Source organism: Inquilinus sp. NPDC058860 (assembly GCF_042743185.1).
GTDB lineage: Bacteria > Pseudomonadota > Alphaproteobacteria > DSM-16000 > Inquilinaceae > Inquilinus.
This window is the reverse complement of record NZ_JBHYMS010000026.1, coordinates 44315-64817: the sequence shown is the minus strand read 5'-3', so window position 1 is coordinate 64817 and position 20503 is coordinate 44315. Positions and strand designations below refer to the sequence as shown.

The window sequence follows — 20503 nt, the reverse complement described above, 5'->3', positions numbered from 1 at the left end:
CGGAGCTTGCCCGGGGCCGGCGCCGGCGACAATGTGGGAAGGACGGAGCCAGCCTTCGGCCAGGACGAAGGCTTGCCGGAGGACCTGCCGATGCGCTTCGACCTGACCGATCTGCGCCTGTTCCTGCATGTCGCCGAGGCCGGCAGCATCACCGCCGGCGCCGATCGGGCCGCCCTGGCCCTGGCCTCGGCCAGCGCCCGCATCCGCGGCATGGAGGCGGCGGCCGGTACGGCGCTGCTGCGGCGCGGCCGGCGCGGCGTGGTCCCGACCCCGGCGGGCGAGGCGGTGCTGCACCATGCCCGTCTGGTGCTGCAGCAGATCGAGCGGATGCGCGGCGAGCTCGGCGACTATGCCCGCGGCCTCAAGGGCCATGTCCGCATCCTCGGCAACACCGCGGCCGTGACCGAGTTCCTGCCCGGGCCGCTGGCCGAATGGCTCGCCGCCCATCCCCGCATCGACATCGACCTGGAGGAGCGGCCGAGTCACGCCATCGTCGAGGCGGTGGCGGCGGGGCTGGCCGATCTCGGCATCGTCGCGGACATGGCCGAGGGCGGCGGGGTCGAAGGGCTGGAGCGCATCCCGTTCCGGATCGACCGGCTGGTGCTGGCGGTGCCGCGCGGCCACCCGCTGTCGGCCCGCCGCCGCATCGCCTTCGCCGAGGCGCTGGGCGAGGATTTCGTTGGCCTCAGCCCCGGCAGCGCGCTGCAGGACCATCTCGCCCGCCACGCCGCCCGGGCGGGGCATCCGCTCAAGCTGCGGGTCCGGCTCGGCGGCTTCGATGCGGTGTGCCGGATGGTCGAGCAGGGCGTCGGCCTGGCGGTGGTGCCGGAGATGGCGGCACGGCGCTGCCGCCGCAGCATGGCGATCCGGGCGGTGCCGCTGTCCGACCCCTGGGCGCTGCGCCGGCTGTCGATCTGCGTCCGGTCCCTCGACGCGCTGCCGGCCCATGCCCGGCGGCTGGTGGAGCATCTGCGCGAGGATTCGTCTCGGCCGTAGGTTGGGTTCGCATGGCGAACCCAACAGTTTCGACGCGGCGCGATGTTGGGTTCGCCGGAGCGAACCCAACCTACGGGGCCCGATCCGTCACCTTTCCGGCAACGGCAGTCTTTCGGTCTCGTCCGGGATCGTGCCGAAGCGGCCTTCGCGCCAGTCTTCCTTGGCCTGCTCGATGCGCTCGCGGCTGCGGGCGACGAAGTTCCACCACAGCTTGCGCGGGCCGTCGAGCGGCTCGCCGCCGAACACCAGGAGGCGCGTCTCCTCCAGCGCCTCGACCTCGACCATGTCGCCGGGCCGCAGCACCAGCAGGCGCTGCGGCGGGAAGTCGTCGCCGCCGATCCGGACCCGGCCGGAGACGACATAGACCGCCCGCTCCTCATGCTCCGCCGGCAGCGGCAGCACCGCTCCCGCCTGCAGCGCCGCGTCGAGATACAGCGTCTCCGAGAAGGTCGCGACCGGCGAGCGGGCGCCATAGGCCGAGCCGACGATCAGCCGTACGGACTTGCCGGCATCCTCGACCACCGGCAAATCGTCGACGCCGTGATGGGCGAAGCTGGGCGCCACCTCCTCATAGGGGGCGGGCAGGGCCACCCAGGTCTGCACCCCGAACAGGGTCGACCCGGTGGCGCGCAGGGCCGGCGGCGTGCGCTCGGAATGGGCGATGCCGCTGCCGGCGGTCATCCAGTTGACGTCGCCGGGGCGGATCGGCTGGCGCGTGCCCAGGCTGTCGCGATGGGTCTGCTCGCCGGCGAACAGATAGGTCACGGTGGCCAGGCCGATATGCGGGTGCGGCGGCACGTCGATGCCGTCGCCGGCGCCGAACAGCGTCGGGCCCATCTCATCGACGAAGACGAAGGGGCCGACCGACCGCTTCTGCATCGACGGCACGGCGCGCCGCACCTCGAAGCCGCCGATATCCGCGGTGCGCGGGATCACCACGGTCTCGATGAAGGGGCAGGGGGTCTCGCCGACGGCGGGATCGCGGGTCGGTTGCCAGCTCATCGTCTCTCCTGTGCCGGCGGACGCGGATGGACGGCCGTGCCGTTCGACCGTACCCTTCGCTCCGGCATCAGCCAAGGGGAGCAGTGATGGCCGAGACCACCCGGGACGCCGCCCAGGACACCCCGACCGGGGCCGCCGGCGAGACCGTGATCTGGAAGATCCGCACCGCGCTGCGCGCGACCTTTTACATCTGGGTGCCGGCCATCGTGCTGGCGGTGCTGCTGGGCCTCGTTGGCGGGCCGCTGGCCGCGGTGCCGGTCGTTCTGGCCCTGATCTGGACCGCCTGGCGCTGGCTGACCAGCTACGAGCTGACCAGCGAGCGGCTGATCATCCGCTCCGGCCTCCTGGTGCGGAAGCGCGAGGAGGTGGAGCTGTTCCGGGTGCGCGACTTCTCGCTGTCGCGGCCGCTGCACTGGCTGGTGCTGGGGCTGGGCACGGTCGGGCTGACCACGCGCGACCAGTCGGCCCCGAACATCCTGATCGGCCCGATCGCCATGCCGGAAACCCGGCTGGACGAGCTGCGCCGGGCCACCGTGGCACGGCAGAACCGGGTGCGGTTCCGCGAGGTCGAGGTGTCCTCGGCCAGCGACGAGCACCATGATGGGCATGGCCACGACGCCGGGGGGGTGCCGGGGTAGGGAAGGCTTGCTCCCCTTCGCTGTCATGCCCGGGCCTGACCCGGGCATCCAGAGAATGTCGACGCTCTCTGGATTGCCGGGTCAAGCCCGGCAATGACAGGAAGGAGGGAGGGCTACCGGCTCACTCGTCGTTGAACGGCCCGATCATCAGCGGCTCGAGCTTGAACCAGTTGCCGAGCTGGCTGTAGGTCAGCTTCACCGGCTTCAGGTCCCAGTACACCTCCGACCGGGTCGGGCCGATGCACTCCATCTGGCCGGATTCGTTCTTCTCGCGGCGGCAGCCATCCTCGCTGTCGAGATAGTAGACACGGCCATAGAGCCCGGCCTGGTTCTGCTCCACCGTGCCGAAGAACGCCTCGACATCGGCATCCTTGTTCTCGCCGCCGAAGAAGGCCTCCTCCGGCTTCACCACCGGCTCGTTGAAGCGCAGGTTGTAGTCGTAATAGCCGGTGTAGTTGCGGCTCTGCCCCTTGGCGTCGGTGAAGTTGCCTTCCTCCTCGACATAGCGGATCGAGCCGGTGACCTTGTCGGTATAGGCTTGGTTGCCGACGGCGTATTGGAAGCTGATGCCGTTGTTGTCGGTCAGCCAGTTGCCGAGCTCGTAATCGTAATCGAGATTGCCCGACACCCGGGTCTGCGGCAGGAAGGAGAACGGGCCCGGCGCCAGCACCAGCCCCTGGAAGGACAGCGGGTCCGGGTTCTTCACCTGGATCGTCACCACCTTGCCGTTGACGGTGCGGGAATACAGCTTGTCCGCCGCCTGCGAGGCGCGGTTGATCTGCTCGCCCAGCTCCCACCAGCGGGTCACCTCGCGGCCCTGGATGACGCCGCCGAACTTGCCGCTGGACTGCTGGCCCTTGACGATGTCGAGCCGCAGGTTGCCGGATTCGGGCTGGTAGCGCCCGCCCTCGTCGATCGGCGTCTCGCCCCGCAGGATCGCCACGTCCTTGGCGATCTGGCTCGGGTTCTGCGGGTTGTTGACGTCGATCCTGAGGCTGTAGGTGATGGTGTCCTCCGGCTTGCGCTGGGCCGAGCCGGAATAGGCCATCAGGTCGGCGACCGTCAGGGCCTCGATGCTGTACTTGTCGAGGCCGATATTGTTGCGGACGCTGCGCGAGTTGAAATCGATGGTCATGTGGCCGGTGACCTTGGCGCCGTCGGCCACGGTCTGCAGGCCGCGATTGCTGCTCTGGGCCCAGGCCGGCGTCGCCGCCAGCAGCGCGGCCAAGGTCGCGACGCCCGCCGTCATGCGATGAATCATGGTCTCCCCCTTCGATTTTGCCTTGGGCGGGGCTGTCTCCGCCGGCCGCATTCTGGCACTGCATATTGGGGCAGGCGACTCGGGGCTTTTCGATGGCGAAGACGGGGCAGGGCGGCGGCGGGGTGATGGAGGCTGTGACGGTCCGGCCGATGCGCGGCGATGCGGCGGAGATCGCGGCGGTGGTGGCGCTGATCCGCGGCGCCTTCGCGGATTATGTCGACCAGCTGGACCCGCCGCCCAGCGCGGTGCGCGAGACGGCGGAGAGCATTACGGCGCTGCTGGGCCGCGAGCTCGGACTGGTGGCCGAGGTCGGCGGGACCGCGGTCGGCTGCCTGTTCCTGCAGCGGCGCGAGCGCGGCGACATCTATATCGGCCGGGTCGCAGTGGCCCGTGAGCACCGCCGCGGCGGCGTCGGCCGGGCCCTGATGGCGGCGGCGGAGGCGGAGGCGCGGCGGCTGGGCGGGGCACGGCTGACGCTCGGCGTCCGCCTGGCGCTGGACGGCAACCGCCGCTTCTTCGCGTCGCTCGGCTTCACCGAGGGCGCGCTGCACGCCCATCCGGGCTACGACAGGCCGACCTGGGTGGAGATGACGAAGGCACTGGATTGATGGAGTTTCATTGTCATCCTCGGGCTTGACCCGAGGATCCAGGGGCTTCCAAAGCAGTTCTCGGTGGCCCTGGATTGCCGGGTCAAGCCCGGCAATGACAGTAAATCAAAAGCCTTGCCGAGAGCTCACCTCCGAAAACTGCGGCGGAACTCGCGCGGGGTCATGGCCTTCAGCGCCTGGAACTGGCGGTTGAAATTGGCGATGTTGGGGTAGCCGACCTCGTCCGCGACATGGGCGATCGGCCGGTCGCTGTTGATCAGCAGCGAGCAGGCCTGGCCGATGCGCAGCTGGGCCACGTAGCGCGACACGGTCAGCCGGGTGTGCCGGCGGAAGAAGCGGTGGAAGGCGGAGGCACTGAGGCAGGCCAGGTCGGTCAGCGCCGCGATCGGGATCTCGTCGCGGTAGTGGCCATGGATGTGGTTCAGCACCCGGTCGATCCGCGCCTGCTCCGGTGCCGCCACGGCGGCCGGCAGCGGCGCGGGGGCGGCCAGCGGCGCCCGGCCGTCGTCCCGCGCCAGGGCGGTCAGCACCTCGATCAGCCGCAGCAGCCGGCCGGCGGGGTCGAGCTCCGGCATCGCCTCGATCGCCGGCCGCACCGAAGCGGCGGCAACGGCGGAGAAGGCGAGGCCGCGCCCGGCCTCGTCGAGGAGACAAGCGACCGGCCGCAGCTCGGCCAGCGAGCCGACCAGTCGCGCCGCCCAGTCCGGCGAGAACCACATCACCAGCGCGATGTGCGGCCGGGCCGGGTCGATCCGCTCGCGCGAGCACCAGGTGTGCGGCAGGTTCGGGCCGACCAGCACCAGGTCGCCGTCGTCATACTGACCCAGATGGTCGCCGACATGGCGCTGGCCGCGGCTGTTCAGGGTCAGCGTCAGCTCGAATTCCGGGTGGTAGTGCCATTCGAACGGGATGGCGTCGTCCAGCCGCCGGTTCAGCAGCGTCCAGGACGCATCCTGCGGCACCGTCACCTTCTCGAAGATCGGCTGCATGGCGAGAACTGATACGAAAGGACGGCTGAATTGCCATCCGGCGCGACTCCAGTATCAGTTTTCGGCAGGCGACGCCAACATGGTGGACCCGGACGGCGCTACAGTTGCGGACATGGACGGCCGAACGCCGCACCGCTCAGGGGAAACGCCGATGGACCGCTATCAGTACGGGGACGACCGGCCGGGCAACGCCTCGGTCTCCTACGCCTACGACACCCAGCTCAAGGACATCGAGAAGACGCGGCCGCTGCGCGTCCTGTCCGCGGAGGATTGGAAGCACTGGATCACCTGGGGCTACGTCGTCGTCCCCGACGCCGTGCCGGCCGAGAATATCCGCCGCACCCGCGACCTGCTGTGGGAGTTCCAGGAGATGGACCCGGCGGATCCGGAGAGCTGGTATAAGCCGCAGTTGCGCGACCATGCGATGAAGGAGCTGAACAACAGCGGCATGGTCGAGATCTACAATCACCAGCTGCTGTGGGACAACCGCCAGCACCAGAGGGTGTACGACGCCTTCGTCGACATCTGGGACACCGAGCGGCTGTGGGTCACCATCGACCGCGCCAACCTGAACCCGCCGAACCGGCAGGCGCGGGGCTTCAACGGCTTCATCCACTGGGACGCCGACACCTCGCTGACGCCGCTGCCGGTGAACTGCCAGGGCGTGCTGTCGCTGGTCGACACCGACCCGGAGATGGGCGGCTTCCAATGCGTGCCGGAGCTGTTCCGGACGCTGGAGGCCTGGCGCGAGACCCAGCCGGCCGACCGCAACCCCTGGGCGCCGGACACCACCGGCTTCGAGATCCGCAACATCACCATGAAGGCCGGCGACCTCTTGATCTTCAACAGCCTGCTGGCGCACGGCATCCGGCCGAACCGGTCGCAGGACCGGGTTCGGATGGCGCAGTACATCTCGATGACCCCGGCCGACGAGGGCAACGCCCAGCTGCGCGAGTGGCGCATCCAGTCCTGGCGCGACCGCGAACCGCCGCAGGGCTACGCCTTCCCCGGCGACCCGCGGGAGTGGGAGAAGACCCGCTACGAACGCGCCAGGCTGACCCCGCTGGGCGAGAAGCTGCTCGGCCTCGCCTCCTGGGACGAATAGCCGGCGTCGCCGGGTCATGGCCGGTCCTGTCGGATGCTGAGGGCAGTCCCCATCTCCCTGGGAGCGAAAGGAAGGAGCCCGCCATGGATCTGCGCGGAAAGACCACCCTGATCACCGGCTCGACCGACGGGGTCGGCCGCTGGGTCGCCCGCCGGCTGGCAGCCGACGGCGCCCATGTGCTGCTGCACGGCCGGAACGAGGCGCGCGGTCAGGCGGTGCTGGAGGCGATCCGCGCCGAAGGCGGCAGCGCCGAGTTCCTGCCGGCCGATTTGTCCTCTCTGGCCGAGGTGCGGCGCCTGGCCGAAGCGGTCCTGGCGCGGCACGACCGGATCGATGGGCTGATCAACAATGCCGGCATCGGCACCGGGCCGAATGCGCGCCGCGAGACCAGCGCCGACGGGCACGAGCTGCGCTTCGCCGTGAATTACCTCGCCGGCTTCCTGCTGACCCGGCTGCTGCTGCCGGCGCTGCGGCGCGGCACGCCGTCCCGGATTGTCAACGTCGCCTCGGCCGGGCAGCAGGCGATCGACTTCGACGACGTCATGCTGACCCGCGGTTACAGCGGCGTCCGCGCCTATTGCCAGAGCAAGCTGGCGCAGATCCTGTTCACCTTCGACCTGGCGGAGGAACTGCGCGGCAGCGGCGTCACCGCCACCTGCCTGCATCCCGCGACCTATATGGACACCACCATGGTGCGGCAAAGCGGCACCCGGCCGATCAGCACGGTCGAGGAGGGCGGCGAGGCGATCCTGGCGCTCGCGGTCTCGCCCGAGCTGGACGGCGAAAGCGGCGTCTACTTCAGCGGCCGGCATCGGGCCCGGCCCCTGGCCCAGGCCGAGGATCCGGCGGTGCGGGAGCGGCTGCGGTGCCTGAGCGCACGCCTCACCGGTCTCGAACCGGGCTGAACGGCCGGCGCTGATCATGTCCCATTCGTAACTTGTCCGGGGCGGGGCGCGGCGCGAAGGTCCGGCCTCGGAGGTGCGCGATGGCGACCGACACGGCATCGAGGAACGGAAGCGCCCGGCGTTGGCTGCGCGGCGCCGGCGAGCTGGCGGCGCTGCTGCTGGCGATCACCGCCGGCAAGACCGCCATCGCCGAACCCTTCTACGTGCCCTCCGGCTCGATGGAGCCGACGCTGCAGATCGGCGACGAGCTGGTGGCCACCAAGTTCAGCTACGGCTACAGCGCAGCCTCGCTGCCCTTCGGCCTGACCGTGCCCGCGAGCGGCCGGGTGCTGGGCCGGATGCCGGATCGCGGCGACGTCGTCGTCTTCCGCTGGCCCGGCGACCCGTCGCAGACCTGGGTCAAGCGGGTGATCGGGCTGCCGGGCGACCGCATCGCGATGCGCGACGGGCGGCTCTGGATCAACGGCGCGCCGGCGGGGCTGCGGCCGGACGGCAAGGGCAGGGTGGAGCGCGGCAGCGGCACGACCGCGGCCGCCATCCGCGCGATCGAGACCCTGCCGGGCGGCGTCAGCCACCCGATCTTCAAGCTCTATGCCCACGGTCCTCTGGACGAGATGGCGGAGGTGACGGTGCCGCCCGGCCATCTCTTCGTCATGGGCGACAACCGCGACAACTCGGCCGACAGCCGCCTGCCGGTCAGCGCCGGCGGCGTCGGCCTGCTGCCGGTCGGCGACCTGGTCGGCAAGGCCGAGGTCGTGGTCGCGTCCTGGGATCTCGGCCGCGCCTCGCAGCCGGTCTGGACCTGGCCCGCCGGCCTGCGGCTGGACCGGTTTCTGTCGGCGATCGAGTGAGGGTGTAGGTTGGGTTCGCGGAAGCGAACCCAACACTTGATGCTGCTGGGTTCGCCACGGCGAACCCAACCTACGCGGGTGGTACGACCTGCGGTCAGATCGCCGCGGTGACCTGGATCTCGACCCGGTATTCCGGGGCGGCCAGCTTGCTTTCGACCGTGGCGCGGGCCGGGGTGTTGCCGGGCGAGACCCACTTGTCCCAGGCCGCGTTCATGGCGGCGAAATCGGCGATGTCGGCCAGCCAGATGTTGGCGGTCAGCAGCTTGGTCTTGTCGGTGCCGGCCTCGGCCAGCAGCCCGTCGATCGTCGCCAGGATCTGCCGGGTCTGCTCGGTCACGTCCGGGGTCGGGGTCTCGGCCACCTGGCCGGCCAGGAACACGCGGTCGCCATGGATGACGGCCTGGCTCATGCGCGGCCCGACGCCGATGCGCTTGATGGTCATGGGTATCCTCTCTTCTTCGGGTGGGATCAGGACTCGAGCCTGGCCAGCAGCCGGGCCCGGGTGGGTTCGTCGACGAAGGCGGCCTGCAGCGCGGTGCGGGTCACCTGCCGCAGTGCCGCCTCGTCGAGGCCGAAATGCCGCTCCGCCACATCGTATTCGCGGCCGATGGTGGTGGCGAAATAGGGCGGGTCGTCGCTGTTCAGCGTCACCTTCACCCCGGCCTCCATCAGCTGGCGCAGCGGATGGGCACGATAGTCCGGATAGACCTTGGTAGCGACGTTGCTGGTCGGACAGACCTCCAGCACCATGCCGCGGTCGGCCAGCTCGCGCACCAGGGTCGGGTCCTCGATCGAGCGCACGCCGTGGCCGATGCGGGCGACCGGCAGGCGCAGCGCCGCCCACACGCTCTCCGGCCCCGCCGCCTCGCCGGCATGGACGTTGCAGGCCAGGCCCGCCTCCTCATGCGCGATGCGGAAGGCCTGGGCGAACAGGCGCGGCGGGAAGCCGGCCTCGTCGCCGCCCATGCCGAAGCCGGTGACCAGCGGGTGCGGGTGCTTCGCCGCCAGCTTCGCCACCTCGACCCCGCGCTCCGCCCCCAGATGGCGGACGCAGGTGACGATGATGCGGGATTCGATGCCGGTCTCGGCCCGCGCATCCTCGATGCCCTGGGCGATGCCGTCGAGATGGCCCCGATAGGACAGGCCGGCCGCGGCGGCATGGTCGGGCGAGGACATCAGCTCGGCGTAGATCGCGCCCTCGGCGGCGCAGGCCTTCAGGTACTCGTAGGTGACGTCGCGATAGTCCTGCTCGGTCCGGATCACCGTGCTGGCGGCGTCATAGACCTTGAGGAAGTGCAGGAAATTGGTCCAGGCGAACTCGCCTTTCGCGTTGAACAGCTCCGCCGGCAGGGTCATGCCGTGCCGGCCGGCCAGGCGGCGGACCAGGTCCGGGCCCGCCGCGCCCTCCAGATGCAGGTGAAGCTCCGCCTTCGGCAGCATCGCCGCAGCCTCCGTCATGATACCGGAATCCCGCCGGATGGGTCGGTGGTCCCGGCCGGCGGCGAGGGGGGGCGGCTCCGCGTCTCGCGGTGCAGGATGTAGAGGCCGCTGGCGACGACCACCGCCGAGCCGACCCAGATCCACAGATCGGGCACGTCGCCCCACAGCATGAAGCCCAGGCCCACGCCCCAGATCATGCCGGTGTATTCGAACGGCACCACGATCGACGGCGTCGCGACACGGTAGGCCTGCGCCATCATGATCGCGCCGATGCCGCCGAGCAGGCCGAGCACGGCGAGCAGGCCGGCGTCCTTCCAGCTCGGCGTCACCCAGATAAAGGGCATCTGCACCCCGGCGACGGCGACGATGACGATGGTGGCGTAGAAGATCATCGAGGCGTTGGTCTCGGTGCGGCTGTACAGGCGCATCAGCACCATCGACAGGGCATAGGCCGCGGTGGCGAGGAGGGCGATGGCGGCGCCGCCGCCGAAGCTGCTGCCCTCGCCGCCCGGCCGGATCATGATCATCACCCCGCCGAAGCCGACCAGCACGGCCAGCCAGCGCCGCATCCCCACCCTCTCGCCCAGGATCGGCACCGACAGGGCGGTGATGAACATCGGCGCGGCGAAGCCGATGGCGTAGGCGTCGGCCAGCGGCATCACCGCGAAGGCCCAGAAGAAGCCGAAGGTGCCGACGACGCCGACCAGGCCGCGCAGCAGATGCGCCCCGACCCGCCGGGTCCGCAACGCCTGCAGCCCGGGCGGCCGATACAGCAGCACCAGGGTCGGGATCAGCCCGATCGAGGCGCGGAAGAATACGATCTGGGCGATCGGATAGTCTGCCGACAGCCATTTGATCATGGCGTCCATGACGCACAGGACGAAGACGCCGCCGGCATAGAGCGCGATGCCCTGGGCCGCCGACTGCCTCGCCTGCGGCGGCGCGGCGACTGCCTGCGCGGCCATGCTCAGGCGATCCGCTCGGCGACCAGCGCCGGCTGGGCCGGGGCGGTGTCGGCCACGGTGACGGCGGCGCGGATCGCCGCCTCCGCCGCGGCGGCCGAGGCCTCATCACGGGCATGCAGCAGCGCCAGGGGGCGGCCCTTGGCGCCGACGGCTTCGCCGATGGCGGCGATTTCGGTCAGGCCGACGGCGTGGTCGACGCCGTCCTCCGGCCGGGTGCGCCCGCCGCCCAGCGCGACGATGGCGACGCCGATCGCCCGGGCGTCGACCGCGGCGACGACGCCGTCATGCTCCGGCGCGATCGGCCGGACCACCGGCGCCGCCGCCAGGTGGCTGTCAGCCTTTTCCAGGATATCGCCCGGACCGCCCAGGTCGCGGACCATGCGGGCGAAGCGCTCGGCCGCGGCGCCGCTGGCCAAAGCGTGCTCGACCTTGACGCGGGCGGCCTCGGCATCGGCGGCCAGGCCGCCGATCACCAGCAGCTCGGCGGTCAGCCGGGCGGTCACCTCCCACAGACGATCGTCCTTCGGCCCGCCGGTCAGCAGGTCGATCGCTTCCCGCACCTCGACCGCGTTGCCGGCGGTGCGGCCCAGCGGCTGGTTCATGTCGGTCAGCAGGGCGACCGTCGGCAGGCCGCCGCCATTGGCCACGTCGACGATCGAGCGGGCCAGGGCCCGGGCGTCGCCGATGTCGCTCATGAACGCGCCGGTGCCGAACTTGACGTCCATCACCAGCCCGCCCAGGCCGGCGGCCATCTTCTTCGACAGGATCGAGGCGGTGATCAGGTCGATCGATTCGACCGTGCCGGTGGTGTCGCGGATGGCGTAGATGCGGCGGTCGGCCGGGGCGATGTCGCGGGTGGCGCCGACCACGGCGCAGCCGGCCGCCCGCACCACCCGGTCGAGCAATTCCGTCTCCGGCTGGCTGACATAGCCGGGGATCGCATCCATCTTGTCCAGCGTGCCGCCGGTGTGGCCCAGGCCGCGGCCGGAGATCATCGGCACGAAGCCGCCGCAGGCGGCGACGATCGGGGCCAGGATCAGGCTGGTCTTGTCGCCGATGCCGCCGGTCGAATGCTTGTCCAGCACCGGGCCGGGCAGGTTGGCCCAGTCCAGCACCCGGCCGGACCGGGCCATGGCGCGGGTGAAGGCCACCCGCTCCGGCATCGTCATGCCGCGGAAGAAGACCGCCATGGCGAAGGCGGCGATCTGGGCGTCGGTGACGCTGGCGTCGACCGCGCCACGCACCATCGCCTCGATCTCGGCAACGTCGAGCACGGCCCCGTCGCGTTTGCGGCGGATGATCTCCTGCGGCAGCAGCGCCATCTCAGCGGCGCTCGGCCGACGCGGCGGCGAACTCGGACATGGCGACCCTCGGGCGAATCCGTTTGGACACGGTTGGTTCTTACTAGGACGGGACGGGGGCGGACGCCAGAGGCGGCGTGTGGGCTCCGCTCAATCCCACCAAACGCTGTACGGCGTGAAGCCGGGCCTTGGCTCCGCCACGGCGGGCGGCTTGCCGTACATCCATTTGGCCACGACCTCGTCAAACCTCAGGCCGGCAAGGGCACTCTCGATCTCGCTCTGCCGGAGGGACGAGATGACATAGACCGTATCCGCAAACGGCCAGCTCTCATCGTCGTCCACGGCGCAGATGCGAACCAGGATGTCCTGCACCTCGGGCCTCCGACGCAAGTCGGACAGCGTCCGGTAGAATTCGGCAATGGCCGGTTGCTCATCCCCGAGATTGCAGCCGATCGAGCCGCGATCGTCATTGCCGTCGAAGAACAGGTCGAGTGGCACCGCGATCTCGATCGGCCCGGCTCGCTGCTGTTCGGAAATCTCTTCGATCAGACGCTGTCGGGCCTGACGATTCATATTCGCCACCTGCGCCTGTAAGCTACTCGGCTAGGTTCTCCGGCCCGAAGGAATGCGGCAGCAGGGCGTCGAGCGTCGTGGTCATCCGCAGCCCCTCCGGCCCGCAGACATGGATCTTCGTGTCCCCGCGGGCGAATTCCCGGATGCGCTGGCGGCAGCCGCCGCAGGGCGTGCACAAGAGCGTGTCGCCGGCCTCGCCGCCGATCACCACGATCTCCTCGATCGCCTTGCCGCCGGCCGCGACCATGACGCCGATCGCCGTCGCCTCGGCGCATTGGCTCTGCGGATAGGCGGCGTTCTCGACATTGCAGCCGGCATGGATGCGGCCGTCCGGCGTGCGGATCGCGGCGCCCACCGGGAAATGCGAATAGGGCACATGGGCGCGGGCGCGGGCTGCGCTGGCCGCCTGGAACAACGCCTCGAAGCCGGGATCGGGCATGGCTCAGCGCTCCTTGACGTAAGGCACGCCGCTGGCCTTCGGCGCCGTCGCCCGGCCGATGAAGCCGGCCAGCAGGACCACGGTCAGGATATAGGGCAGCGCCTGGATGAACTGGACCGGGATCTCGCCGATGCCGGGGATGCGGGTGCCCTGCAGCCGCGCCTCCAGCGCGTCGAGCAGGCCGAACAGCAGGCAGGTCAGCATCACCGGCCAGGGCTTCCACTTGGCGAAGATCAGCGCGGCGAGGGCGAGATAGCCCTTGCCGGCGGTCATGTCGCGGCCGAAGGAGGCGTTCTGCGCGACCGACAGATAGGTGCCGGCCAGGCCGCACAGCACGCCGGTCAGCACCATCGCCTGGTAGCGCAGCGCTGTCACCGAGATGCCGGCGGTGTCGACGGCCGCGGGATTCTCGCCGACCGCGCGCAGGCGCAGGCCGAAGCGGGTGCGGTAGACGATCCAGGCCGTCAGCGGCACCGCCAGGAAGGCGGCATAGACCAGCACCGAATGGCCGGAGACCAGCTCGGACCAGATCGGACCGATCACCGGCACCTCGCGCAGCGTGTCGGCCAGCGGCAGCACGATCTGCTGGAACCGGGCGTCGCCCTCCAGCGACGGGGTCTGGCCGCCGCGCTGGTACCAGGCGATGCCGAGCGTGACCGTCAGGCCCGAGGCCAGGATGTTGATGGCGAGGCCGGAGACCACCTGGTTGCCGCGATGGGTGATCGAGGCGTAGCCGTGCAGCAGCGCCAGCACCACCGACACCGCCACGCCCATGCCCAGCCCGGCCCAGGCCGAGCCGGTGCCGGCGGCCATGGCGGCGGAGGCGAAGGCCGCGGCCAGCATCTTGCCCTCGAGCCCGATATCGACCAGCCCGGCCCGCTCGGCGAACAGGCCGGCCAGCGCCGCCAGCACCAGCGGCGTCGAGGTCCGGATGGTGGCGTCGAGCAGGGCGATGACGTCGAGCAGGGTCATGAGCTCGTCCCCTTCGCCGCCTGCAGCGCCGGCGCGCGGCGCCGGAACAGCGCCTCGATCCGCGGCCGGAACAGGTTCTCCAGCGCGCCGGCGAACAGGATCACCAGACCCTGGATCACCACCACCATGTCGCGGGTGATCTCCGGCATGTCGAAGTTCAATTCCGCCCCGCCCTGGTACAGCGCGCCGAACAGGAGGGCCGCGAAGATGATGCCGAACGGATGGTTGCGGCCCATCAGCGACACGGCGATGCCGACGAAGCCGGCGCCGGCGACGAAGTTCAAGAGGATGCGCCGCTGCACGCCCATGATCTCGTTCAGCGCGATGAAGCCGGACAGGGCGCCGGAGATGCACATCGCCAGGATGATGATGCCGGCGACCGAGATGCCGCCATAGACGGCGGCGCGGGGATTCAGCCCTACCGTCCGCAGAGCATAGCCCCAGCGGGTGCGCCAGATGAAGATCCAGACGAAGACGCAGCAGGCCAGGGCCCACAGGAAGGACAGGTTCAGCGGCAGCCGCCGCATGCGGATGCCGAACCAGGACAGGACCTCGCTGATGGTCGGCAGCACGGTGCCGGCGGCGAAGGCCCGGCTCTCCGGCGATTGCTGGCCCGGCGCGATCAGCACATGGACCATCAGATAGACCATCAGCGACGAGGCGATGAAGTTGAACATGATCGTCGTGATGACGATGTGGCTGCCGCGCTTCGCCTGCAGATAGGCCGGAATGAAGGCCCAGGCGGCGCCGAACAGCGCCGCGGCCACGATCGCCAGCGGCAGCACCAGGATGAAGGGCAGGAAGTCGAGATACAGGCAGACCAGCCCGACCCCGAGCCCGGCGACATAGGCCTGGCCCTCGGCGCCGATGTTGAACAGTCCGGCATGGAAGGCCACCGCCACGGCCAGGCCGGCGAAGATGAAGTTGGTGGTGTAGTAGAGCGTGTAGCTCCAGTTCGGGAAGCTGCCGAAGGCGCCCTTCAGCAGCAGCCCCGCGGCCCGCACCGGGGTGTAGAGATAATCCGCCCCGGGCAGCGTGCCGTCGGCGTACTGGCCCCAGTAGATCAGCAGCACCACCAGCCCGGCGGCGACGAAGGCCAACACCAGGTTGACCAGCGGGATCAGCCCGATCGACACCCAGCGCGGCACATCGGCCGGACGGCCGAAGGCGCTCATTCCGCCGCCTCCTGCTGGACGCCGGCCATCATCAGGCCCAGCGACTGCTCGCTGGCGCCGTCGGCCGCGACCTCGCCGACGATCATGCCGTCGAACATCACCAGGATCCGGTCGGCCAGCGAGCGGATCTCGTCCAGCTCGACCGACACCAGCAGGATCGCCTTGCCGCTGTCGCGCAGCGCCACCAGGCGGCGGTGGATCGCCTCGATCGCGCCGATGTCGACGCCGCGGGTCGGCTGGCCGACCAGCAGCACCTTCGGGTCGCGCTCGACCTCGCGGCCGACGATGATCTTCTGCTGGTTGCCGCCGGAGAAGTTGGCAGCCTTGAGATGCGGGTTCGGCGGCCGCACGTCGTAGTCCTTCATCAGCCGCTCGCAATGGGCCAGGACCTTGCGGCCGTCGGTCATCACCGCGCCGTTATAGGCCGGGTCGGCATGGTGGCCGAGGATGGCGCATTCGGCGGCGGTGAAGGCGGTGACCAGCCCCTCGCGGTGCCGGTCCTCCGGCACATGGCCGACGCCCAGCCGGCGCATCGTCCGGGCATCGACATGCGGGAGGGAGGAGAGGGCGGTGCCGCCGACCGCGATGTCGCCCTTGGCCGGCCGGACCATGCCGGCCAGGGCGGCCAGCAGCTCCGACTGGCCGTTGCCGGACACGCCGGCGATGCCGACGATCTCGCCGGCCCTCAGCGCGAAGGACACGTCCTTGACCCGGCGCACGCCCTGGCCGTCGACGACGTCGAGGCCGCGCACCTCCATCAGCGTCTCGCCCGGCCGCGCCGGGGTCTTGTCGACCCGCAGCAGCACCTTGCGGCCGACCATCAGCTCGGCCAGCTGCTCGCGGCTGGTCTCCTTCGTCGCGACATTGGCGACGACGCGGCCCTGCCGCATCACCGTCACCGCATCGGTGATCGCCATGATCTCGCGCAGCTTGTGGGTGATCAGGATCACCGTCTTGCCCTGGGCCCGCAGCGCCGCGAGGATGCGGAACAGATGGTCGGCCTCCTGCGGCGTCAGCACGCCGGTCGGCTCGTCCAGGATCAGGGTGTCGGCGCCGCGGTACAGCGCCTTCAGGATCTCGACCCGCTGCTGCAGCCCGACCGGCAGGTCGCCGACCACGGCGTCGACCGGCACCTCCAGGGTGTATTCGCGTTCCAGCCGCTGCAGCTCCGCCCGCGCCCGGGCCTTGCCGCCGGCCAGCAGTGCCCCGCCCTCGGCGCCGAGGATCACGTTCTCCAGCACCGTGAAGGGCTCCACCAGCATGAAGTGCTGGTGCACCATGCCGATGCCGGCCGCGATCGCGTCGCTGGAGGAGGTGATGCGCTGCGGCCGGCCATTGACCAGGATCTCGCCGCTGTCGGCCTCGTAGAAGCCGTACAGGATCGACATCAGCGTCGACTTGCCGGCGCCGTTCTCGCCGATGATGCCATGGATCGTGCCGGGGGCGATCGTCAGCGAGACGTCCTGGTTGGCCTTGACCGGGCCGAAGCTCTTGTTGATGCCGCGCAGCTCGATGGCCGGCGGCGCCCCCGCAGGGACACCGCCGACCGTCGCGGCGCGGGTCACGCCATCATTGTCCATTGCGGATCGGACGCCGCTGTTACATCGGGCAGGAGTTGTTGGTGCGGTAGTCCACCACCTGGATCGAGCCGTCGATGATGCCCTTGGCCGCGGCGTCGACCTTGGTCTTCATCTCCGGCGTGACCAGCTTGGCGTTGTTGTCGTCCAGCGCCCAGCCCACGCCGTCCTCCTTCAGGCCCAGCACGTTGACGCCGGGCTTGAAGGTACCGTCCTGCGCCGATTTGAAGACGTTGTAGGCGGCGACGTCGACGCGCTTCAGCATCGAGGTCAGGACCGAGCCGGGATGCAGGTGGTTCTGGTTGCTGTCGACGCCGATCGACAGCTTCTTGGCGTCGGCCGCGGCCTGCAGCACGCCGAGGCCGGTGGCGCCCGCCGCGGCATAGACCACGTCGGCGCCGCGGTCGAACTGGCTGCGCGCCAGCTCGCCGCCCTTGGTCGGGTCGTTCCAGGCGGCCGGGGTGGTGCCGGTCATGTTCTCCAGCACCTTGGCGCTGGAATTGGCGTAGTGCACGCCCTGGACGTAGCCGCAGCCGAAGGCGCGGATCAGAGGGATGTCCATGCCGCCGACGAAGCCGACCGTGCCGGTCTTCGAGGCCAGCGCCGCCAGCACGCCGACCAGGAAGGAGCCTTCCTGCTCCTTGAACACGATCGACTGGACGTTCGGCTTCTCGACCACCGCGTCGATGATCGCGAACTTCGTGTCCGGGAACTCCTCGGCCACGATCTCCAGCGCCGGGGCCTGGGCGAAGCCGACGGCGATCACGACATTGGCGCCGTTCTCGGCCATGCGGCGCAGCGCCTGCTCGCGCTGGGACTCGTTGGTGACCTCGAACTCGGCGATCTTCACGCCGGTCTCGTCGGACCACTTCTTCGAGCCGTTGTAGATGCCTTCGTTGAAGGAGCGGTCGAACTTGCCGCCCATGTCAAAGACCACTGCCGGCTTCACCTCGTCGGCGAAGGCAGCCCCGGCCACGAGCGCCGTGGAGAGGGCGAGGGCGGAGAGAAGGTTTTTCATTGTTGGAAGACGCTCCCTGTCGAACCAAGAGTCAGAACATATCTGCCATGCGCATGGGGCGCCAGCACCGCGAGGGCTGGCCGTCGGGGCATGGGTGGAGGATATGGAGCAGGCCGGCTATGCCGGCATCGGAAGCCGTCGTCATCATCTCTCCCAGGGGCTCGATCCCGGCTTCCAGCCGGGAGACGACGAACCGCAAGCCTCGCATGGCGCCGTGGCCGGATTCCCGTGTCTCGGCGCCGCCTCTCCTGAAGTCGAACCGTAACGAAATCCTGACCAAACGGTCAAAGCAAATTTTGCGTTGAAAATCAGTATTAATATCGGACAAAAGGCCTATCGCCGGGGGCGCCTGCGTTGCAGGCGACGCAAATCGGCTGCCGGAGGCACAACGTCGCCCTTGACCTCTTCAAGGATCCATTCCCTGAAGGCGCCAACTTTTCGAAAGCTTTGGCATTCCTCCAGGTAAACGAGCCAGTAGCTCAATCCGCTTCGGGCGACGATATCGAACGGCTGAACCAGAAGGCCAGCGGCAATCTCGGCAGCGAACAGGGCGGGGTTCAGGATGGCCATCCCCTGTCCCGCCATCGCCGCCTGGCTGAACGCCGTCTGCGCCCTGAGTTGAATCGATGGGCGGAATGCCGGCTCCGGGTTCGAGATGCCTGACAGTTCGAACCACTCACGCCACCAATCGTTGGTCGTTCCCCAAGAGAGCAACGGGAGTTGCAAGAGATCGGTCGGGGCGATGAGCTTGCCGGTGCGGACCAGGAATTCCGGACTGCAGAAGGGCGTGAACTCGATTGGCATCAACAAATGGGACATGAGGCCGGGCCAATTGCCGTGACCCTCGCGAATGCCGATATCGAATGCCTCACGAGTGAAATCGACCACTCGGCTCATGGCCTCGAGCCTCAAGTCGATGTCAGGGTGAATTGCCTGAAATTTCCCTAACCGTGGCGCCAGCCAATTTGTAGCAAATGCATCGGCCGCGGTCACCGACAGAACATTTTTGGCGGGACTGTGCGGGGCTACGCGATAGACATGTACCGGCTTGGCGATGTTCTTTAGGCGCTGCGCTCCGAGATCGACGAACTGCAGTGGCAGCTTTTGCTGCGCATGGTCGTGAACATTGCCGGAGAGGCATATGCTGCCCGGCTCGGCCAATGCTTCCAGGCGAACCGCCACGTTCACCCCATCGCCGTAAAGGTTGCCGTCCTCAACCATCACATCGTCAAGGTTGATCCCGATCCGGAACTGCATTTGCTGGCCCTCGGGTAAATCGAGGGGTCGTTCGGCTATATCATTCTGGATTTCTATTGCAGCCCACACGGCTTCGACAGGACTTGCAAATTCAGCCAATACACTGTCGCCAGCGCCACCGAAGATCCTGCCACGATGCTTGCTGATGATCGCCGCGATAGCGGCATGGCAGGTTCGGAACGCAGCTTGCGTCCGCTCCTCATCGAGCCCCATGAGGCGGCTATATCCGACAACGTCGGCCACAAGTATGACAGCGAGGCGGCGTTCCACAGGACGCTCCCAGCCGAGAGTAGGCGCCGATCAGGCACGATAGCGAGCCGACGCGCTGCGTTCCATGAGAATAGAGGCCGATCTCTCCTCATCCTTTCCCGGTCATGGATGATCTCCGGTGTGCGTCCCGGGGGCGGTCACCGCTCCACGGTGTCGGGCGCGGTCGGGTCGTCGGCCGCCGTGGCGACCAGCCAGTCGCGAAAGGCGCGCACGGCCGGCCGGTCGATGGCGTCGGGCCGGCACAGGAAATGGTAAGCGTAGTCGGCCACCTGGATGTCCGGGAACGGGCGGATCAGCCGGCCGCGGTCCAGGTCGTCGGCCATGATCGAGCTGCGGCCGAGCGCCACCCCTTCGCCCGCCGCGGCCGCCTCCAGCATCATGTGGCTGTCGCTGTAGCGCGGCCCGCGGCGATGGTCGACGTCGTCGAGCCCGAAATGCAGCAGCCAGTGCTGCCAGGTGACCCAGGGCTCGTCGTCCCCGGTCAGCACGTCGTGGATCAGGGTGTGGTGGCGCAGGTCCTCGGGCCGCAGCAGCGGGTGCGGCCCGTCGCGCAGCCTCGGGCTGCACACCGGGAACACCGCGTCATCGAGGAAGCGCTCGACATGCAGGCCGGGCCAGCCCCCGCGGCCGTAGCGCAGGGCGATGTCGACCCGCTCGCCGCGGAAGTCGACGGCCTGGTGCTGGGCCCTGACCTCGATCTCGACGCCGGGGTTGAGCCGGCGGAAGCCGGCCAGACGCGGCAGCAGCCAGCGCACGGCGAAGGAGGGGAGAACGGTGACCGACAGCACGGTCTGGACCTCGTCGACCCGGACCCGCGCCACCGCCTCGGCCAGGCGGTCGAAGCCGCGGGTCAGCTGCGGCGCCAGGATGCGGGCCTGCTCGGTCAGCACCAATCCGCGCGGCAGCCGCTGGAACAGGGCGACGCCGAGATGCGCCTCCAGCGCCTTGACCTGATGGCTGACCGCGGCGGGCGTGACCGCGAGCTCGTCGGCCGCGTCGACGAAGCTGAGGTGCCGGGCGGCGGCCTCGAAGGCGCGGAGGGCGTTGAGCGGAGGCAGGCGGCGCGCCATCGGATCGGCCCGGTCGTGCGATAGATTTTCTAAGCCGTAGCACGAGAAAGCCTCGTTTGTCGAAACGAGAACGAAGGCGCAACTATCAGGG

21 protein-coding genes are annotated in these 20503 nt (G+C 69.4%); 6 read left to right on the top strand and 15 right to left on the bottom strand.

The genetic code is table 11. The features are described from left to right. The first annotated feature begins 72 nt into the window (after nucleotides 1–72). Nucleotides 73–996 carry a LysR substrate-binding domain-containing protein gene (locus tag ACFW16_RS18995; RefSeq protein WP_380307807.1) on the top strand — a complete coding sequence of 308 codons (924 nt, stop codon included), beginning with the start codon at nucleotides 73–75 and terminating at the stop codon, nucleotides 994–996. Nucleotides 997–1083: 87 nt separating this feature from the next. Here ACFW16_RS18995 and ACFW16_RS18990 read toward each other — a convergent pair whose 3' ends face one another. Beyond that, entirely contained in the window at nucleotides 1084–1998 is a 915-nt protein-coding gene (locus ACFW16_RS18990; protein WP_380307805.1) for a pirin family protein, read from the bottom strand. A gap of 86 nt (nucleotides 1999–2084) precedes the next feature. Here ACFW16_RS18990 and ACFW16_RS18985 point away from each other — a divergent pair, with 86 nt between their 5' ends. Continuing rightward, a complete protein-coding gene (locus ACFW16_RS18985) occupies nucleotides 2085–2636 on the top strand; it encodes a PH domain-containing protein (RefSeq protein ID WP_380307803.1) in 552 nt (183 codons plus the stop codon). A 121-nt stretch (nucleotides 2637–2757) separates the two neighbouring features. Here ACFW16_RS18985 and ACFW16_RS18980 read toward each other — a convergent pair whose 3' ends face one another. Next, a complete protein-coding gene (locus tag ACFW16_RS18980) occupies nucleotides 2758–3897 on the bottom strand; it encodes a hypothetical protein (RefSeq protein ID WP_380307801.1) in 1140 nt (379 codons plus the stop codon). 92 nt (nucleotides 3898–3989) lie between these two features. Between ACFW16_RS18980 and ACFW16_RS18975 the strand changes: the two genes are divergently transcribed. Beyond that, complete coding sequence (locus ACFW16_RS18975) at nucleotides 3990–4505, top strand: GNAT family N-acetyltransferase (protein WP_380307799.1); 516 nt, start codon at nucleotides 3990–3992, stop codon at nucleotides 4503–4505. A 125-nt stretch (nucleotides 4506–4630) separates the two neighbouring features. On the opposite strand, the gene ACFW16_RS18970 is transcribed toward ACFW16_RS18975, so the two are convergent. Further along, nucleotides 4631–5494, bottom strand: coding sequence for a helix-turn-helix domain-containing protein (locus ACFW16_RS18970; RefSeq protein WP_380307797.1), 864 nt, complete (start codon nucleotides 5492–5494; stop codon nucleotides 4631–4633). Nucleotides 5495–5645: 151 nt separating this feature from the next. Between ACFW16_RS18970 and ACFW16_RS18965 the strand changes: the two genes are divergently transcribed. The 3 genes from ACFW16_RS18965 to lepB all read left to right on the top strand — a co-directional run bounded on the left by ACFW16_RS18965 (nucleotide 5646) and on the right by lepB (nucleotide 8355). After that, nucleotides 5646–6599: a phytanoyl-CoA dioxygenase family protein gene (locus tag ACFW16_RS18965; RefSeq protein WP_380307795.1), complete on the top strand. Its 954-nt coding sequence runs from the start codon at nucleotides 5646–5648 to the stop codon at nucleotides 6597–6599. 83 nt (nucleotides 6600–6682) lie between these two features. Continuing rightward, nucleotides 6683–7504, top strand: a complete 822-nt coding sequence (locus tag ACFW16_RS18960) for an SDR family NAD(P)-dependent oxidoreductase (protein ID WP_380307793.1) — start codon at nucleotides 6683–6685, stop codon at nucleotides 7502–7504. Between the two features lie 80 nt (nucleotides 7505–7584). Next, the gene (gene lepB, locus ACFW16_RS18955) at nucleotides 7585–8355 is read left to right on the top strand and encodes a signal peptidase I (RefSeq protein ID WP_380307791.1); all 771 of its coding nucleotides are present in this window, start codon (nucleotides 7585–7587) and stop codon (nucleotides 8353–8355) included. A gap of 94 nt (nucleotides 8356–8449) precedes the next feature. Here the strand turns inward: lepB and ACFW16_RS18950 are convergent, their stop codons facing one another. The 12 genes from ACFW16_RS18950 to gcvA all read right to left on the bottom strand — a co-directional run bounded on the left by ACFW16_RS18950 (nucleotide 8450) and on the right by gcvA (nucleotide 20412). Continuing rightward, nucleotides 8450–8797, bottom strand: a complete 348-nt coding sequence (locus ACFW16_RS18950) for a RidA family protein (RefSeq protein ID WP_380307789.1) — start codon at nucleotides 8795–8797, stop codon at nucleotides 8450–8452. A gap of 26 nt (nucleotides 8798–8823) precedes the next feature. Further along, nucleotides 8824–9813 (bottom strand): adenosine deaminase, encoded by a 990-nt coding sequence (locus ACFW16_RS18945; protein ID WP_380307787.1) that lies wholly within the window; start codon nucleotides 9811–9813, stop codon nucleotides 8824–8826. Next, a complete protein-coding gene (locus ACFW16_RS18940; RefSeq protein WP_380307785.1) occupies nucleotides 9810–10760 on the bottom strand; it encodes a DMT family transporter in 951 nt (316 codons plus the stop codon). The genes ACFW16_RS18945 and ACFW16_RS18940 overlap by 4 nt, the downstream gene beginning before the upstream one ends. A 2-nt stretch (nucleotides 10761–10762) precedes the next feature. Continuing rightward, nucleotides 10763–12082 carry a thymidine phosphorylase gene (deoA, locus tag ACFW16_RS18935; RefSeq protein ID WP_380307783.1) on the bottom strand — a complete coding sequence of 440 codons (1320 nt, stop codon included), beginning with the start codon at nucleotides 12080–12082 and terminating at the stop codon, nucleotides 10763–10765. 129 nt (nucleotides 12083–12211) lie between these two features. Then, on the bottom strand, nucleotides 12212–12634 hold the full coding sequence (locus ACFW16_RS18930; protein ID WP_380307781.1) for a hypothetical protein: 423 nt from the start codon (nucleotides 12632–12634) through the stop codon (nucleotides 12212–12214). A 22-nt stretch (nucleotides 12635–12656) separates the two neighbouring features. After that, nucleotides 12657–13073, bottom strand: coding sequence for a cytidine deaminase (locus ACFW16_RS18925; RefSeq protein WP_380307779.1), 417 nt, complete (start codon nucleotides 13071–13073; stop codon nucleotides 12657–12659). 3 nt (nucleotides 13074–13076) lie between these two features. Continuing rightward, nucleotides 13077–14045, bottom strand: coding sequence for an ABC transporter permease (locus ACFW16_RS18920; RefSeq protein ID WP_380307777.1), 969 nt, complete (start codon nucleotides 14043–14045; stop codon nucleotides 13077–13079). Continuing rightward, complete coding sequence (locus tag ACFW16_RS18915; RefSeq protein WP_380307775.1) at nucleotides 14042–15220, bottom strand: ABC transporter permease; 1179 nt, start codon at nucleotides 15218–15220, stop codon at nucleotides 14042–14044. Before ACFW16_RS18915 ends, ACFW16_RS18920 begins: the two co-directional genes overlap by 4 nt. Beyond that, on the bottom strand, nucleotides 15217–16800 hold the full coding sequence (locus ACFW16_RS18910; RefSeq protein ID WP_380307773.1) for an ABC transporter ATP-binding protein: 1584 nt from the start codon (nucleotides 16798–16800) through the stop codon (nucleotides 15217–15219). Before ACFW16_RS18910 ends, ACFW16_RS18915 begins: the two co-directional genes overlap by 4 nt. Nucleotides 16801–16819: 19 nt before the next feature. Further along, entirely contained in the window at nucleotides 16820–17815 is a 996-nt protein-coding gene (locus ACFW16_RS18905; RefSeq protein ID WP_380307771.1) for a BMP family protein, read from the bottom strand. 333 nt (nucleotides 17816–18148) lie between these two features. Beyond that, on the bottom strand, nucleotides 18149–19342 hold the full coding sequence (locus ACFW16_RS18900; protein WP_380307769.1) for a LysR substrate-binding domain-containing protein: 1194 nt from the start codon (nucleotides 19340–19342) through the stop codon (nucleotides 18149–18151). Between the two features lie 137 nt (nucleotides 19343–19479). Next, complete coding sequence (gene gcvA / locus ACFW16_RS18895; protein WP_380307767.1) at nucleotides 19480–20412, bottom strand: transcriptional regulator GcvA; 933 nt, start codon at nucleotides 20410–20412, stop codon at nucleotides 19480–19482. Nucleotides 20413–20503 lie beyond the last annotated feature (91 nt).